A 15,781-nucleotide genomic window follows, 5' to 3' on the forward strand; every position below is an offset into this window, starting at 1 on the left:
AGATGAGATGTCCTCAATTGCAATTGCAGGATATGCACTATTTTGTATAATCGTCTTCTTCCTTGTAAATCGTCTTTTACGAAAGAAAAAAACGAACGTGGGAGAAGAACAAGTCCCAGCCGTAAATAAAATAGAAGTAAGTAAGGTAGAAACAGAAGAGAAAGAAATTGAACGAAAGCAAGAAGCAGAAATTTCTAATGTAGTTGAGTTAGAAACAGGAAAGCAAGAAGAAGTAAAACAAGAAAAAGAAGTGCCGAAAAAACAAATGTCTACGCCTGTAGAAAATGTGAACGTAAAAGCAGTTGTAGCTGTATTAATTCTCGGCATGTTCGTTTCTATTTTAAACCAAACAATTATTAACGTTGCATTGCCTCCGTTAATGAATGAATTTAATGTATCAACTTCAACAGCACAATGGTTAATTACAGGTTTCATGCTTGTAAATGGTATTTTAGTACCGATTAGTGCCTTTTTAGTTTCACGATTTACGTATCGTAAATTATTCGTAGCGGCAATGTTATTCTTCACGGTAGGATCTATCATTTGTGCTATTTCAGGAAACTTTACAATGATGATGACGGGCCGCGTTATTCAGGCGGTGGGTGCAGGTATTTTAATGCCGGTTGGTATGAATATTTTCATGACATTATTCCCGCCTCATAAGCGCGGAGCAGCGATGGGATTACTAGGTGTAGCGATGATTTTAGCACCAGCTATCGGACCAACTGTAACGGGCTGGGTGATTGAAAACTATAGCTGGAACTTAATGTTCTATGCGATGTTTATTATCGGTTTAATTATTACATTCCTATCTTTAAAATTCTTTACACTAGCTCAGCCAGTATCTAAAACGAAGTTAGATGTATTTGGTGTTGTTAGTTCAAGTATTGGACTAGGTAGCTTATTGTACGGATTTAGTGAAGCAGGAAATAATAGTTGGACTAGTGCAGAGGTTGTTATTTCACTTATCATTGGTGTAGTAGGTATTGCGGTATTTATTTGGAGAGAGCTAACAACGGACAATAAAATGCTTGATTTACAAGTATTTAAATACCCAGTATTTACTTTTACTTTAGTAATTAATGCAATTGTTACGATGGCATTATTCGGAGGTATGTTATTACTTCCGGTATATCTGCAAAACATTCGCGGTTTCACACCGATAGAATCAGGTTTATTACTACTTCCAGGATCATTAATTATGGGGATCATGGGACCTATTGCAGGTAAACTATTTGATAAGTATGGTATTCGTCCGTTAGCAATTGTCGGTTTAGCCATTACAACGTTTGCGACATATGAATTCACAACGTTATCGATGGATACACCGTATAGCGTTATTATGACGGATTATATTATACGTTCGATTGGTATGTCATTCATTATGATGCCAATTATGACAGCAGGTATGAACGCACTGCCGATGAAATTAATTTCTCACGGTACAGCAACGCAAAATACGTCAAGACAAGTAGCTGGTTCAATTGGAACAGCGATTTTAATCACACTTATGACGCAGCAAACGACTGCTCACGTAGCAGATTACGGCAACATGTTAACAACGTCAAACCCAATTTTAGTTGATAAAGTACACGGCATGGGGCAAAGTTTAGCAGCGATTGCTGGATCAGCGCAAGCAGGAGATGCGATGAGCACGCAACTATTATTTGGACAAATTTCGAAGTTATCTGCAATTAACGGTATTAACGATGCCTTCTTAATTGCGACGATACTCGCAGGGATTGCTTGGGTATTATCGTTCTTCTTACCATCAGGCAATAAACCAAATAGAAAAGCAGGGAATTAAATTCCCTGCTTTTTTGTCTGTTTAAAGAGTTAAATATAAAAAATGATAACCAGTTACGGAGCACAGCCCTGTTATAAATAAAACCATTCCCATAGCACGAATACTGGATATTTGTCTTCCGCTTATAATAGCTAATAGTCCAGCTAAAGAGAAGAAACACCAATATAAAGTTCCCGAAATTGGAACAATCCCCTCTAAATCTATTCCATAACCTATACAAATGATAGGAATAAAGATAAGCGATATACTAATCAAACCAGCCATAATAGTAAGTGGTTTACGACATTTAATACCAACAATAATTAAAAAAATGCCAACGATGAAGTCGCATAACATCAAAGTAAGAGCGAAAATCATCCAAGTTAATATCCCGAACACTTTTGTATTACCTCCGATTTATGGGTTTCTAAAAAATATTATATATAGTATGAATCACCTACAGTCATGAGTAACCAGAAGGTAACCCCTAATATACCAGCGATAAAAATAATGAATCCATATTACGTATACTTTTAATTTTGGCTTGGACTCCACTTACCCCTGCTAATAATCCAGTTAAAGAAAACAGTATCCAATATAAAGTGGTTGAAATAGGGAGGATTGCATTGCTATCCACTCCCATGCCCCAAAAAATAAAAGGTAGTGTGACAAAGGAGAAGCTAAGTATCCCCATTAAACCAACAAATAATTTACGATGTTTCATGCTAGTAACAATTAAAAAAATACCACCGAAAAATCCGCATAAAACAAGAAGTGGCATATAAACAACCCAAAGTAAGCTCAACATATATAGTCTCCTTCTATAGTAATCAGTTATATTTTACTACATGAGGTTTATTTTGGATATTATTAATAAATATGTATAAATTGATAGAAATGAGAAGTAATGATACGAATTAATAAAAAAGGTATCGCGATGATACCTCTTTCTAACTCAAGAATGCCAACATATTATTCATAATATGAAATAACATAGCTGGAATAATGGATTTTGTTTTTTTACATAAAATAGCCATTAATAATCCCATGAAGAAAGTAATTACCATTACGCCAAGTGAGTATGTATGAGCGATACCGAAGAAGAAGCTTGTTACGATAGCTGCAATCCAAAATGGAAAGCGTTCTGAGAAGAAGCGGAGTATAAAACCACGGAAAATCAGCTCTTCAAAAATTGGTGTAAGTATTGCGAAGCCGAGAAGTAATAATATTTGATACTGCTTGAAAACGTCTAAGTTAAGTGCGGAAGATTGCTGCTTTGTTGCGTCTTGGAACATATAATTTAACAAGATGTAATTGAGTAAAATATTTGTAGCGAAGAAAAGAAGTAAGTATACGTATGTACGCCATTCTTTAAGTGCTTTAAAGTTAAAAAATTTTAGTAGTAATTTTTTTGCGGGTTCGAATTTAAAAATGAAGAATAACAACACGGCTAGTTGTAATACGATACTTGCAGTATTTGCAATAGATTCATACAGGGCAATTTGTTTTTTATCTGTAAGACCGGCTGTATAAATTGTTAAGGGCATTGCGAGGAACACAGTAATAAGTCCGGTTCCGAAAAAAGCGAATAAAACGGAGCTAATAAATTGTCCCCATGACATAGAGTATTTCTGTTCATTAGAAAGTTGTGTAGCGGGTTGCATTTGTAAAATCACCTCTTTATATTTGTATATTTAATTATAAAGTATTTTGTTTTTATATGTAATATTTAAATATTACATATAAAGTGAAACTTTAATGAGTGGGGAGGTTTATCCCCCACTCATTATCAGCCCTCACCAATCGGGCTTTTACGGGCAGTTGATTCCCCCACCTAATTTCTTTATTTCCGCTGAATTTTGGGGTGGGGGTCTTACTGCCCGTTAATGCGGGGTAAAGGTGTATTTCCCATAAAATAACAAAAGAGGTATCACCCTATAGTGATGCCTCTTTCTCATTGATAACTATGTTCTGCCTTGTTATTCGATTTTGATTGCTCTATTTGCAATTCACGTTCTACCAATCGGTCTAACTGTTGAATAGCTTTTAATGCTTTTTCATAAGAAATCGTTCTATAATGGTGCGCTCCGCCGGGTTCTTCATCTGCTTCGTCTGCCCATTTAATAATGTTTTGAAGAGATGTCCTTTCAATTTCTTGCTGTACTAAGAAAGAATCTGTATGAAGAAGAATCGCGATAGAAATTTCTTTTGCTAGTTTCGGATGTTCTCCTAATCTAATAAGTAATTTATGAGCTCTTTCTGCTCCTTTAATTGCATGGATATCATTCTTTTTATACAAGTCATAATCCCATTCTCCCTCACTGTACCATGTGTGATGTCCGATATCATGAAGGAAACCAGCTTTTGTTGCAGCATCGACTGAGGCGTGATGCTTTTTAGCTAAGTGAAACGCATGGTAAGCGACAGCAATCGCGTGGACCATCCCAGAACGATTTACGTATTTTTGTGTAATATGGTGTTTGAAAATTTGTTCAAGCGTAATACGGTGCATAAAACATTCACTCCTTTTTATCTAATGGTGTCTATAAAGAAAATCGATCGGTTTAAATGTATTTTGAATATTGTACTCCATCTGTGTAGCGTTAGTAAAGTAGAAATGTTTAGGAGAAGAAAAATTTTATAGACATAAAAGGTCACCTTAGTTTTTTTCTAAGGTGATCTTTTATTGTTTATTTTTTTAATCCTTGCTCCAGTGTTCCTAACATTTCGTGTTTTTCATTTTCATCAGCATTTTTCCAAATGACTTCGAATAAAACGCCAAGACCTGGAAGCATTTTTTCTTCACCGCTTTGAATTGCATCGACAATCGTTTCTTGTAATTGATCTTGTGAATTTCCAGATACATTCGCTAATACAGCACCGCGTAAATTAAAACTCATTATTTTCACCTCTTCTTCAGAATTGAAACTGACGTTAGTTTTTGTTCTTTTTTATGTAAATATGTATGAAAAATAGGCTATAATGATAAGACAAGAAGAGAGGGAAATACATATTATGAAAAACATTGATTCAGTGCAAAATCCGCGTGTGAAGCAGTGGAAAAAGCTGCAGACGAAAAAAGAGCGCGATAAAAAAGGTTTATTTTTTGTAGAAGGATTCCACTTAGTGGAAGAAGCTTTAAAAGCAGGAGTTGTAACAGAACTTATCGTTTCTGATCAGACAGATCTTCCGAAAGATTGGACAGTTAATGATGTGGAAATGTATATCGTACCTGAAGCAATCGTAAAAGTACTCCGTGAAACAGAAACGACGCAAGGGGTATTTGCTGTTTGTGAGAAACACGAGAGTGAAGTAGCTCTTGCAGATGGAAAGTTTCTTTTATTAGATGGTCTTCAAGACCCGGGCAACTTAGGGACAATTATTCGTACAGCTGATGCAGCTGGTATTCATGCTGTTGTGCTTGGAGAAGGATGCGTTGATGCATATAATAGTAAAGTGCTTCGCTCTACACAAGGTTCTATTTTCCATTTACCAGTTGTAAAAGGGAACTTAGAAGAGTGGGTAGACAAGTTAAGAGAAAATAACGTTCCTGTATATGGAACAGCTCTTGAAAATGGAGTTCCGTATGGTGAAGTAACACCAGCTGGTGGTTTTGCATTAATTGTAGGAAATGAAGGAAGCGGCGTAAGCCAAGAAATTCTTGCAAAAACGGATCAAAACTTGTATATTCCAATTTACGGCGGGGCAGAATCATTAAATGTTGCGGTTGCAGCAGGGATTTTAACGTATTATTTACAAAGCCCAGTTGCGAACAAATAAAAAACTTCTTATAATAAGTTGAAGTATATTATATTAAAAGTTAAATAACGAAAAACGTTGATAGAGAAGAGTAACTTACAAAATCGCCATATAGGGAGAGAATGCCTTAGACTGAAAGCATTCTTATGGTAGACGGAAGTGAATTCACCTCTGGAGTTGACGCCAGGACCATATATATGTAAAGGCGTTCCGGTCAGAATTGATCGTTATAACTAATGAGTGGGCAGACCTGGTCTGTCAATTTAGGGTGGTACCGCGAATTTACCTCGTCCCTTTTTGGGAGCGAGGTTTTTTTATTTTTAAAATTAGGAGGGTTCCAAATGGAAGCACGTTTAAAAGAGCTAAAGCAAAAAGCGTTAGAGCTTATTGAAGAAGCGAAAGAGCTAAAGGGCTTAAACGACGTACGCGTAGCGTATTTAGGAAAAAAAGGTCCAATTACAGAAGTATTACGCGGCATGGGAAAATTATCAGCAGAAGAGCGTCCACGTATGGGAGCATTAGTAAATGAAGTACGTGAAGCGATTCAAACGCGTCTAGACGACAAAATTGGTAACTTAGAAAAAGCAGTAATTGAAGCGAAATTAGCTACGGAAACAATTGATGTTACACTACCAGGTCGTCCTGTTGAAACAGGTTGTCACCATCCGTTAACAGCTGTTGTTGAACAAATTGAAGATGTATTCATCGGTATGGGTTATGAAGTAGCTGAAGGAACAGAAGTAGAAAAAGATTACTATAACTTCGAAGCATTAAACTTACCGAAAGATCACCCAGCGCGTGATATGCAAGATACATTCTACATTACAGAAGAAACGTTACTACGTACACATACATCTTCTGTGCAAGCACGTACGATGGAAAATAATAAAGAAAAAGGCCCAATTAAAATTATTTGTCCTGGTAAAGTGTATCGCCGCGATGACGATGATGCGACGCATTCACACCAGTTCATGCAAATTGAAGGTCTTGTAATTGATAAAAACATTCGCATGAGTGACTTAAAAGGTACACTGCAAGTATTCGTGAAAAAGATGTTCGGTGAAGATCGCGAAATCCGTCTTCGTCCAAGTTTCTTCCCATTCACAGAGCCATCTGTAGAGATGGATATTTCTTGTATGATGTGTCACGGCAAAGGTTGCGGCACTTGTAAAGGAACTGGCTGGATCGAAATTTTAGGCGCAGGTATGGTTCACCCGAACGTACTTGAAATGGCTGGTTACGATTCAAAAGAATATCAAGGTTTCGCATTCGGTATGGGCGCAGAGCGTATCGCAATGTTGAAATACGGCGTAGATGACATTCGTCATTTCTATACAAATGATGTACGTTTCTTACAACAATTCAAACGAGCGTAAGGGAAGGAGAGGATAAGTATGTTCGTATCATATCGTTGGTTACAAGAGTATGTAGATATTAAAGATGTAACAGCACAAGAACTAGCAGACAAAATCACGAAAAGTGGTATTGAAGTAGAAGGCGTTGAAGTATTAAATAAAGGTGTAAAAGGTGTTGTAGTAGGTCACGTATTAGAATGTGAAAAACACCCAGAAGCTGATAAGTTAAGCAAATGCTTAATCGATATCGGTGAAGAAGAGCCAGTTCAAATTATTTGTGGAGCTGCTAACATTGCAAAAGGTTTAAAAGTACCAGTTGCAAAAGTTGGTGCTGTACTTCCTGGCAACTTCAAAATTAAAAAGGCAAAACTACGTGGTGAAGCTTCTCACGGTATGGTTTGTGCGCTTCAAGAGCTTGGTATTGATGGAAAGTTAGTTTCAAAAGAATATGCAGACGGTATCTTCATCTTCCCGAGTGACGCTGAAGTTGGTGCAGACGCACTTGAAATTTTAAATTTACATGATGAAGTACTTGAGCTTGGTTTAACACCAAACCGTGCAGATTGCTTAAACATGTTAGGTGTTGCATATGAAGTCGCTGCTATTTATGGCCGTGAAGTAAAACTTCCAGCTATCAGCTTACAAGAAACAGCAGAAAAAACTTCTGATTACATTTCTGTAAGTGTAGAAGCGAAAGAAGAAAACCCATTATATATTGCAAAAATGGTGAAGAACGTAAAGATTGGTCCATCACCAATGTGGATGCAAACGCGCCTTATGGCAGCTGGCATTCGTCCAATTAGCAATGTAGTGGATATTACAAACTACATTTTAATGGAATACGGTCAACCGTTACATGCATTCGATTACGATAAATTAGGTTCAAAAGAAATCGTTGTTCGTCTTGCAAAAGAAGGCGAAAAAATTGAAACGTTAGATGATCAAGAGCGTACGTTACAAAGCCACCACCTTGTAATTACAAACGGAACAAAAGCTTTAGCTGTTGCTGGTGTAATGGGCGGAGCGGATTCTGAAGTTACAAATGAGACAGTAAACGTTTTAATTGAATCTGCATACTTTGCAGGTCAAACAGTACGCCGTACATCAAAAGACTTAGGTCTTCGCAGTGAATCAAGCGCACGTTTTGAAAAAGGAATCGATCCAACACGTACATTTGAAGCAATTCAACACGCAGCTGCTTTAATGGCGAAATACGCTGGCGGAGAAGCACTTGAAGGTGTAGTAGAAGCTGACAACTTACAAGTACAAGAGCGTACAGTATCTGTTACTGCTGAAAAAGTAAACCGTGTATTAGGTACAAATATTTCTGCAAGTGAAATGGGTACAATGTTCACAAACTTGAAATTCCCATTCACAGAAGTAGAAGGAACATTCCATGTGAATGTACCAGCACGTCGTCCTGATATTGCAATTTCAGAAGACTTAGTAGAAGAAGTGGGTCGTCTATACGGTTATGACCACATTCCAGTTACATTACCTTCTGGAACAATGACTCGTGGTAAATTAACATCAGCACAAACGAAACGTCGTAAAGTACGTCGCTTCCTAGAGGGTGCTGGTTTATATGAAGCAATCACATATTCATTAACAAGCGCTGATAAAGCGAAGCAATATATGGTTGAGCCAAATGAAAAAGCTCCTGTAAACCTTGCACTTCCAATGAGTGAAGAGCGTAGCCAACTTCGTTTAAGCTTAGTACCGCAATTACTAGAAGCTGTTTCATATAATGTGGCACGTAAAAATGATAGTGTTGCTTTATACGAAGTAGGTTCTGTCTTCTTACCGACAGAAGCAGGGGAACTTCCGAAAGAAGAACAACATCTTGCGGGTGTTATGACAGGACTTGCTCTTCACCATGCATGGCAAGGTGAGAAGAAAGTAGTAGACTTCTTCGTTGTGAAAGGTGTACTAGAAGGATTATTCGACGTACTTGGCGTTGCAAACCAAATCACTTATGCACCAGCAAAACGTGAAGGGATGCACCCAGGTCGTACAGCTGACATCGTATTAGATGGCGAAGTAATTGGTTTCATAGGTCAATTGCACCCAGAAGCAGAGAAACAATTAGATGTGAAAAATACATTCGTATTCGAATTATCTCTTGTAAAAGTATTTGGTGCAGACGCAGAAGAAACTTACTACGCAGCAATTCCACGTTTCCCATCTATGACACGTGATATGGCTGTTGTCGTAACAAAAGAAACAAAAGCTGGCGAAATGAAGCAAATCATTGCTGAAGCTGGCGGAGAACTTCTGAAAGACGTCACGTTATTCGACTTATACGAAGGTGAAAAAATGGAAGAAGGCAAGAAGTCACTTGCATTCTCTATGACCTACTTCGATGCAGAACGTACGTTAACAGACGAAGAAGTAACAGAAGCACATAACCGTGTATTAAAAACGGTAGAAGAGAAATTTGGTGCGGAGTTACGTAAGTAATAAAAGATTGCCGGATTAAGTCCGGCAATTTTTTTATGGCACGATTGTCGGAAAATCGATATATTACAAAAATCGCTGATATATTTTTTGGTATCTTGCATCTTTCTCTCGAATGTAGTACATTAATTTTAGTTTAACAAAATGAAAGACGATGATAAGGAAAAGTAGTATATACTATAATCCAAAGCGAGTCAGGGACGGTGAGAGCCTGATGAGGCGGTATATGTGAAGAACACCTTGGAGTTGCTAACCGAAATTGAATCTTGTATTCAAGAGTAGACTTAGACGGGAATCCGGCCTGTTACAAACCGGGAAGTATGTATTACATACGAGTTAAAGTTGGTCTTTATGACAAATTGGGTGGTACCGCGAAGTTTAACCTTTCGTCCCTTTATGGATGAAAGGTTTTTTTGTATTTAAATATATGTGCAAAGGAGAATTTCACTATGGAAAACACATTAGTAAAAAGTCTGTATAGAGATACAGATAAATACGCAGGTCAAACAGTACAAGTATCAGGGTGGATTCGTAACTTACGTGATTCAAAAGCATTTGGTTTCATCGAATTAAACGACGGTAGCTTCTTCAAAAGCGTTCAAATCGTTTTCGATACAGAGTTAGAAAACTTCAAAGAAATTGCAAAACTTCCACTTAGCTCTTCAGTTAAAGTAGAAGGTACAGTAATTGCAACGCCTGGAGCGAAGCAACCATTTGAAATTAAAGCAGAAAAAATTGATATCGAGGGCTTATCAGATTCTGATTACCCACTTCAAAAGAAACGTCACACGTTTGAATACTTACGTACAATCGCTCACTTACGTCCAAGAACAAATGCATTCTCTGCAACGTTCCGTGTACGTTCTGTCGCAGCATTTGCGATTCACCAGTTCTTCCAAGAGCGTGGATTCGTACATGTTCATACACCAATCATCACTGGTAGTGATACAGAAGGTGCAGGCGAAATGTTCCGCGTAACAACGCAAGATTTAAACAACGTACCAAAAGGTGAAGACGGACAAGTTGATGAATCAAAAGACTTCTTCGGCAAAGAAACAAACTTAACAGTAAGTGGACAGCTGAACGCTGAAGCTTATGCATTAGCATTCCGTGACGTATACACATTCGGACCTACATTCCGTGCAGAAAACTCAAACACAACTCGTCATGCAGCTGAGTTCTGGATGGTTGAGCCGGAGATTGCATTCGCTGAACTAGGCGACGTAATGGATCTTACAGAAGATATGCTGAAATATGCAATGAAATACGTACTAGAGCATGCACCAGAAGAAATGGAATTCTTCAACAGCTTCGTTGATAAAACAGTTCTTGAGCGCATGAACAACGTAATCAACTCTGACTTCGGTCGTATCACATATACAGAAGCAATTAAAGTGCTTCAAGAGTCAGGTGCTGACTTCAAATATCCAGTAGAATGGGGTATTGACTTACAAACAGAGCACGAAAGATACTTATCAGAAGAAATTTTCAAACGCCCTGTATTCGTAACTGACTATCCAAAAGACATTAAAGCGTTCTACATGCGTATGAATGAAGATGGAAAAACAGTAGCTGCTACTGACCTTCTAGTTCCTGGCATCGGCGAATTAATCGGCGGAAGCCAACGTGAAGAAAGAATGGACGTTTTAGTAGACAGAATTAAAGAATTAGGTATGAACGAAGAGGACTACTGGTGGTACTTAGAACTTAGAAAATACGGCGGTACAAAACACGCTGGATTCGGTCTAGGTTTCGAGCGCTTCCTAATGTACATCACTGGCATGGCTAACATCCGTGACGTAATTCCATTCCCAAGAACTCCAGGCTCTTCTGAATTCTAAAATATGAAAAAAGCGAGAGGATTTCCTCTCGCTTTTTATTTTGCATAGTTTATTACCTCGTAGCAAAAAGTAACGCGAAGGGGTGAATATAAATGAGTAAAAAAGTGAAAAAAGATCATTCAAGATCAAGCCTTGGTTCTCCAGAAATAGAAGGACAAGGAACGACGGCACATGAAACAGGTTCTCATAAAGTATCTTCATCAAATAAGAAGCAGAAAAGAAGTTAACATAAAAAAGGAGAGTCTTGGCGGCTCTCCTTTTTTATATGTATTACACCCTATTATCATTAATTTCTTTTGTAATTTTATCTACATCTTTGTCTAATCGATCTAAATAGAAAAACCACAGTAAACTCATAAGCACGTAATAGATAGCCATTACACCAAGATTATCAGATATATTTTCGAATGTAGATTTAGTAGTGAAAAAAGCTCCCCAAATGGTAGAAATAGTGAGGTAAGAAAGTGGGCCCACGAGGTGTACGAAAACATATAATAACTTTTTAACTTTTACAGCGTTCATATGAATTCCCTCCTTATGTAAACAATCCTTTTTTTAAAATCATAGATTCAAGTTCCTCACAGAAGTGCTGTAGTTTTGCTGGATTATGTATTAACAAGCGGGCATCGTGTTTCCCGATAAATCTTCGAATCCGAAAGTTTAATAAGAAAGAACGGCCATAACGCTCTATTAAATCGTTGAACTCTCGTTGTTCACTTAGTAGCTGAATGTTTTCTCTAATTTCAAACTGTCTTTCGTGTGGATCGCCTAGTAAAATATTTAGAATCATTTGTAGAAGTAGCAATGGGAATCTCCTCCTATTTTAGAATAATCTGTATATTTTAATTGTAACAAAATTATAAGGATAATAGTAGGGGAAACACAAAAACAGGAGTTTGTAGCCTCCTGTTTTTGTCGATACTATTTTAATAAGCGAAACGCCTTCTCCTTATTAGCGAAATGCATTTTCACAAACTCAGGTAATCGTTCTTTACCAAGCTTTTGAATTAATTTAGCAGCTGCAATATCAACTTGTTTACCAGCACCTTTTGGAAGTGGCATACCGGCTTTTTTGCTTAGTTCGTCAAACTGTTTTACGAATGAGTAACGAGCTAAAATGGAGGCAGCGGCTACTGCTAAGTGTACGCTTTCGCCTTTCGTCGCGAAGTAAACATTTTCACGCTGTACCTGTTTTTGTTTTGCTAAATATTTGTAGTATGTATCAGGTTGTGTGAATTGATCGATTAAGACGCCTTCAGGTTTTGTAGGTGCAATTTTAGCTAATAAGTTTGTAATAGCTTTATTATGCAGTAAAGCTTTTAACTTACCTTGGTTGTTTCCTTTATCAAATAGCTCGTTATATTTTTCATTATGAAGGACAAGAGAGCTGTAAGGAACAACGTGTAGAAGTTGTTTTGCAATGGCAGTAATTTGATCGTCATTTAAGTTTTTAGAGTCTTTTACACCAAGTTCTTTTAACAGTGGGATTTGCTCCGCATCCACATATACAGCAACTACTGTCATCGGTCCGAAGAAATCACCAGTACCAACTTCATCTGACCCTACGATAGACATTGTACCGATGGAAGCAGGGGGTGCATAACGGTGTGAATCGACAGATTTTTTTACAGCTGTTTTCGGTGTTTGAGAGACAGTTTGCCAACGAGAAGCTTCTGCTTCAGCACGGCCACCTTGGAACATTACTTTTCCAGATTTATAAGCTGTAATCGTGCAAGATGGCACCTTTGCCATGAAGATCCCGCCTTGTGGAGTTTTTGGACTAAGCGCTTGTTTGTATTGTTGTTTCATGTCTTCAATTACTATAGAACTTGTTTGTATTACGATAGAATTTGACAAGATGGTCGCTCCTTTTTTTATATTGTTATTTTTATCATATCGGATTGTTCTTTCTGTTTCCATAATATGATGGTTCATGGTATGATAAACTTTAGGATTCTGTACGTGATTGGAGGCCGGTGAGTTGTCACAACAAAAGGGAAAGAAAAGTCGAATTAATGTAGAAATCTATGGTCAACAATATTCAGTTGTTGGCGATGAAAGTACAAGTCATATCCGCATGGTAGCAGCGATTGTGGATGATAAAATGCGCGAACTCAATGCCAAGAATCCTTCGCTTGACACGAGTAGACTAGCGGTATTGACGGCAGTAAACGTCATACACGATTACATAAAATTAAAAGAAGAACATGAGAAATTGAAAGAAAGTATGACAAAAAAAGGAATGGAATAACATGATTGATATTATTATCATTTTACTGCTTGTTATGGGATTTTTCCTCGGCTTACGCAGAGGGTTTATTCTGCAACTTGTAAAGTTAACAAGCTTTATTATCGCATACCTTGTTGCATACTGGTACTGTAAAGATTTAGCGCCAGCACTTACGAAATTTATTCCGTATCCATTTGATAAAAACGTATCTGTTCCAGAATGGATTGATGCAAATAATATTGAAACAGTATTTTATCAAGCGCTTGCGTTTATCATATTGTTTATTATTACAAAAATTGCACTTTCATTACTTGGTAATTTGTTAAATATGTTTGCAGAAATACCGGTTTTAAAGCAAGTCAATGCGTTTGCGGGGGCAATCCTCGGATTTTTAGAAGTATATATTATTTTGTTTGTTTTAATTATCGTTGGAAACATTCTTCCGATTGAACAAATACAAACACCATTACAAAAATCATCAATTAGCAAAATAATTGTAGACGATACACCGATTCTTTCTGAAAAGGTGAAGGAACTATGGCAGACAGGTAGCAGAGTATAACTTCTCTTTTTTCGGAAAGAGGAGTTTTTTTCTATGAAAGAAAGGCGGGGTAATGATGAAAGTAAATAAAAAACAAGTTATTAAATTACTAGAGACAATTGGGCTTTTTATGGAACTAAAGGGCGCGAATCCATTTAAAATATCTGCATTTCGTAAGGCGGCGGCAGCATTAGAAAGTGATGATCGTAGTCTTTCTGAGATTGAAGATTTCACGAAGATTCCGGGCATTGGAAAAGGAACAGCAGCAGTTATTCAAGAATATATAGAATCGGGAACATCTGAAGTATTACAAGAGCTTGAAAAAGAAGTGCCAAGTAGCTTATTACCGTTATTAAAATTACCAGGCCTTGGTGGTAAAAAGGTAGCTAAGTTATATAAAGAACTTGGTGTTGTTGATATGGAATCGCTAAAAGCGGTTTGTGAGGAAAATAAAGTACAAGCTTTAGCAGGTTTCGGTAAGAAGACAGAAGAGAAAATATTAGAAGCAATCGATCAAGTAGGCTCTCGTCCAGAGCGTTTACCAATCGCAATGGTATTACCTATTGCCGGGGAAATAGAGGAGAAATTGTCGAATATTGCTGAAGTAATTCGTTTCTCTCGTGCTGGTAGTTTGCGCCGTGTTCGTGAAACAGTGAAAGATTTAGACTTTATCATTGCAACGACAGAACCAGCTGCAGTACGTGAGCATTTACTGCAATTTGATAATATGATTGAAGTAATCGCAAGTGGAGATACAAAAGTTTCTGTTCGTCTTCAATATGAATATGATATTTCAATCGATTTCCGTTTAGTAAAACCAGAAGAATTTATTACAACCCTTCACCATTTCACAGGATCAAAAGATCATAACGTAAAAATGCGCCAAATCGCGAAAGATAGAGGCGAGAAAATTAGTGAGTACGGTGTAGAAAACTTAGAAACAGGTGAAGTGAGAACATTTGAAACAGAAGAGGAGTTCTTCGCTCATTTCGGTCTTCCATTTATCCCACCAGAAGTGCGTGAAGATGGAAAAGAAATTGAATTAATTAAAGAGTATCCAAACTTAATTCAGTTCTCTGACATACAAGGTGATTTACATATGCATACAACATGGAGTGATGGTGCTTTTTCCATTGAAGAGATGGTACAAGCGTGCCGTGCTCGTGGATATAAGTTTATGGCGATTACTGATCACTCACAATACTTGAAAGTAGCGAACGGTTTAACGAAAGAGCGCCTTCGTGAACAAGCGAAAGAAATTGAACGTATGAACGAAAAGTATCCAGACATTACAATTTTACGCGGAATTGAAATGGATATTTTACCGGATGCAACACTTGATTTTGATGATGAAGTATTAGCAGAATTAGATTATGTCATTGGAGCGATTCACTCTAGCTTCTCACAAGACCGTGAAACGATTATGAAACGTCTTCGTGCTGCGCTGGAAAATAAGCATGTCACAATGATTGCTCATCCGACAGGACGTCTTCTTGGACGCCGCGAGGGCTATGATGTGGATACAGATTTATTAATCGAGCTCGCAAAAGAAACAAATACAGTTTTAGAATTAAATGCGAATCCGAACCGTCTAGATTTAAGCGCGAAATTATTAAAACAAGCACAAGATGCTGGTGTAAAAGTAGCGATTAATACGGATGCTCATACGCTTGAAATGTTAGAAGATATGGAAACAGGTGTAGCAGCAGCACGTAAAGGTTGGATTCAAAAAGATAACGTGATTAACACGTGGGATATCGAACGTTTATTAGACTATATTAAACGTAATAAGTAACACAAGGGGGACCTGCA

Annotated in this window: 16 protein-coding genes, 1 pseudogene and 2 other annotated features; of the genes and pseudogenes, 9 read left to right on the forward strand and 8 right to left on the reverse strand. The window is 37.5% G+C overall.

The genetic code is table 11. The annotated features are described in order from the left end of the window. Positions 1-7 precede the first annotated feature (7 nt). Entirely contained in the window at positions 8-1,807 is a 1,800-nt protein-coding gene (locus QCI46_RS04550) for a DHA2 family efflux MFS transporter permease subunit (RefSeq protein WP_098078794.1), read from the forward strand. Positions 1,808-1,828: 21 nt separating this feature from the next. Here the strand turns inward: QCI46_RS04550 and QCI46_RS04555 are convergent, their stop codons facing one another. The 5 genes and pseudogenes from QCI46_RS04555 to sspI all read right to left on the reverse strand — a co-directional run bounded on the left by QCI46_RS04555 (position 1,829) and on the right by sspI (position 4,686). Next, positions 1,829-2,185 (reverse strand): ammonia permease, encoded by a 357-nt coding sequence (locus QCI46_RS04555; protein ID WP_353839691.1) that lies wholly within the window; start codon positions 2,183-2,185, stop codon positions 1,829-1,831. A gap of 38 nt (positions 2,186-2,223) precedes the next feature. After that, positions 2,224-2,594: pseudogene (locus QCI46_RS04560) on the reverse strand (DNA-binding protein). 142 nt (positions 2,595-2,736) lie between these two features. Continuing rightward, entirely contained in the window at positions 2,737-3,450 is a 714-nt protein-coding gene (locus QCI46_RS04565; RefSeq protein WP_353839692.1) for a CPBP family intramembrane glutamic endopeptidase, read from the reverse strand. A gap of 290 nt (positions 3,451-3,740) precedes the next feature. After that, positions 3,741-4,298 carry an HD domain-containing protein gene (locus QCI46_RS04570; RefSeq protein ID WP_000554785.1) on the reverse strand — a complete coding sequence of 186 codons (558 nt, stop codon included), beginning with the start codon at positions 4,296-4,298 and terminating at the stop codon, positions 3,741-3,743. 178 nt (positions 4,299-4,476) lie between these two features. Continuing rightward, complete coding sequence (gene sspI / locus QCI46_RS04575) at positions 4,477-4,686, reverse strand: small acid-soluble spore protein SspI (RefSeq protein WP_000009511.1); 210 nt, start codon at positions 4,684-4,686, stop codon at positions 4,477-4,479. 82 nt (positions 4,687-4,768) lie between these two features. Between sspI and QCI46_RS04580 the strand changes: the two genes are divergently transcribed. The 5 genes from QCI46_RS04580 (at position 4,769) to QCI46_RS04600 (ending at position 11,425) form a co-directional block, all read left to right on the forward strand. Then, complete coding sequence (locus QCI46_RS04580) at positions 4,769-5,566, forward strand: TrmH family RNA methyltransferase (RefSeq protein WP_137036649.1); 798 nt, start codon at positions 4,769-4,771, stop codon at positions 5,564-5,566. Positions 5,567-5,614: 48 nt separating this feature from the next. Continuing rightward, positions 5,615-5,843: a binding site (T-box leader), on the forward strand. 43 nt (positions 5,844-5,886) lie between these two features. Further along, a complete protein-coding gene (gene pheS, locus QCI46_RS04585; RefSeq protein WP_000388217.1) occupies positions 5,887-6,921 on the forward strand; it encodes a phenylalanine--tRNA ligase subunit alpha in 1,035 nt (344 codons plus the stop codon). A gap of 18 nt (positions 6,922-6,939) precedes the next feature. Next, positions 6,940-9,360 carry a phenylalanine--tRNA ligase subunit beta gene (gene pheT / locus QCI46_RS04590; protein ID WP_353839694.1) on the forward strand — a complete coding sequence of 807 codons (2,421 nt, stop codon included), beginning with the start codon at positions 6,940-6,942 and terminating at the stop codon, positions 9,358-9,360. Between the two features lie 142 nt (positions 9,361-9,502). Then, positions 9,503-9,754 (forward strand) — a binding site (T-box leader). A gap of 52 nt (positions 9,755-9,806) precedes the next feature. Next, positions 9,807-11,198 (forward strand): asparagine--tRNA ligase, encoded by a 1,392-nt coding sequence (gene asnS, locus QCI46_RS04595; protein ID WP_000432172.1) that lies wholly within the window; start codon positions 9,807-9,809, stop codon positions 11,196-11,198. Positions 11,199-11,290: 92 nt separating this feature from the next. After that, the gene (locus QCI46_RS04600) at positions 11,291-11,425 is read left to right on the forward strand and encodes a YuzL family protein (RefSeq protein ID WP_087985370.1); all 135 of its coding nucleotides are present in this window, start codon (positions 11,291-11,293) and stop codon (positions 11,423-11,425) included. A gap of 43 nt (positions 11,426-11,468) precedes the next feature. Here QCI46_RS04600 and QCI46_RS04605 read toward each other — a convergent pair whose 3' ends face one another. The 3 genes from QCI46_RS04605 to rnhC all read right to left on the reverse strand — a co-directional run bounded on the left by QCI46_RS04605 (position 11,469) and on the right by rnhC (position 13,055). Then, on the reverse strand, positions 11,469-11,720 hold the full coding sequence (locus tag QCI46_RS04605; protein WP_353839695.1) for a hypothetical protein: 252 nt from the start codon (positions 11,718-11,720) through the stop codon (positions 11,469-11,471). Positions 11,721-11,733: 13 nt separating this feature from the next. After that, a complete protein-coding gene (locus tag QCI46_RS04610; protein ID WP_327958907.1) occupies positions 11,734-12,003 on the reverse strand; it encodes a hypothetical protein in 270 nt (89 codons plus the stop codon). A gap of 116 nt (positions 12,004-12,119) precedes the next feature. After that, the gene (gene rnhC / locus QCI46_RS04615) at positions 12,120-13,055 is read right to left on the reverse strand and encodes a ribonuclease HIII (RefSeq protein WP_353839696.1); all 936 of its coding nucleotides are present in this window, start codon (positions 13,053-13,055) and stop codon (positions 12,120-12,122) included. A gap of 124 nt (positions 13,056-13,179) precedes the next feature. On the opposite strand from rnhC, the gene zapA reads away from it, so the two are divergent. From zapA to polX, 3 genes are read left to right on the forward strand one after another with little or no spacing between them, the layout of a single operon-like run. Beyond that, a complete protein-coding gene (gene zapA / locus QCI46_RS04620; RefSeq protein ID WP_000082701.1) occupies positions 13,180-13,449 on the forward strand; it encodes a cell division protein ZapA in 270 nt (89 codons plus the stop codon). Between the two features lies 1 nt (position 13,450). After that, positions 13,451-13,990: a CvpA family protein gene (locus QCI46_RS04625; RefSeq protein WP_353839697.1), complete on the forward strand. Its 540-nt coding sequence runs from the start codon at positions 13,451-13,453 to the stop codon at positions 13,988-13,990. Positions 13,991-14,045: 55 nt separating this feature from the next. After that, the gene (gene polX / locus QCI46_RS04630; RefSeq protein ID WP_087982280.1) at positions 14,046-15,764 is read left to right on the forward strand and encodes a DNA polymerase/3'-5' exonuclease PolX; all 1,719 of its coding nucleotides are present in this window, start codon (positions 14,046-14,048) and stop codon (positions 15,762-15,764) included. Positions 15,765-15,781: the final 17 nt, after the last annotated feature.

The organism is Bacillus cereus group sp. RP32 (assembly GCF_040459735.1).
Classification (GTDB): domain Bacteria; phylum Bacillota; class Bacilli; order Bacillales; family Bacillaceae_G; genus Bacillus_A; species Bacillus_A wiedmannii.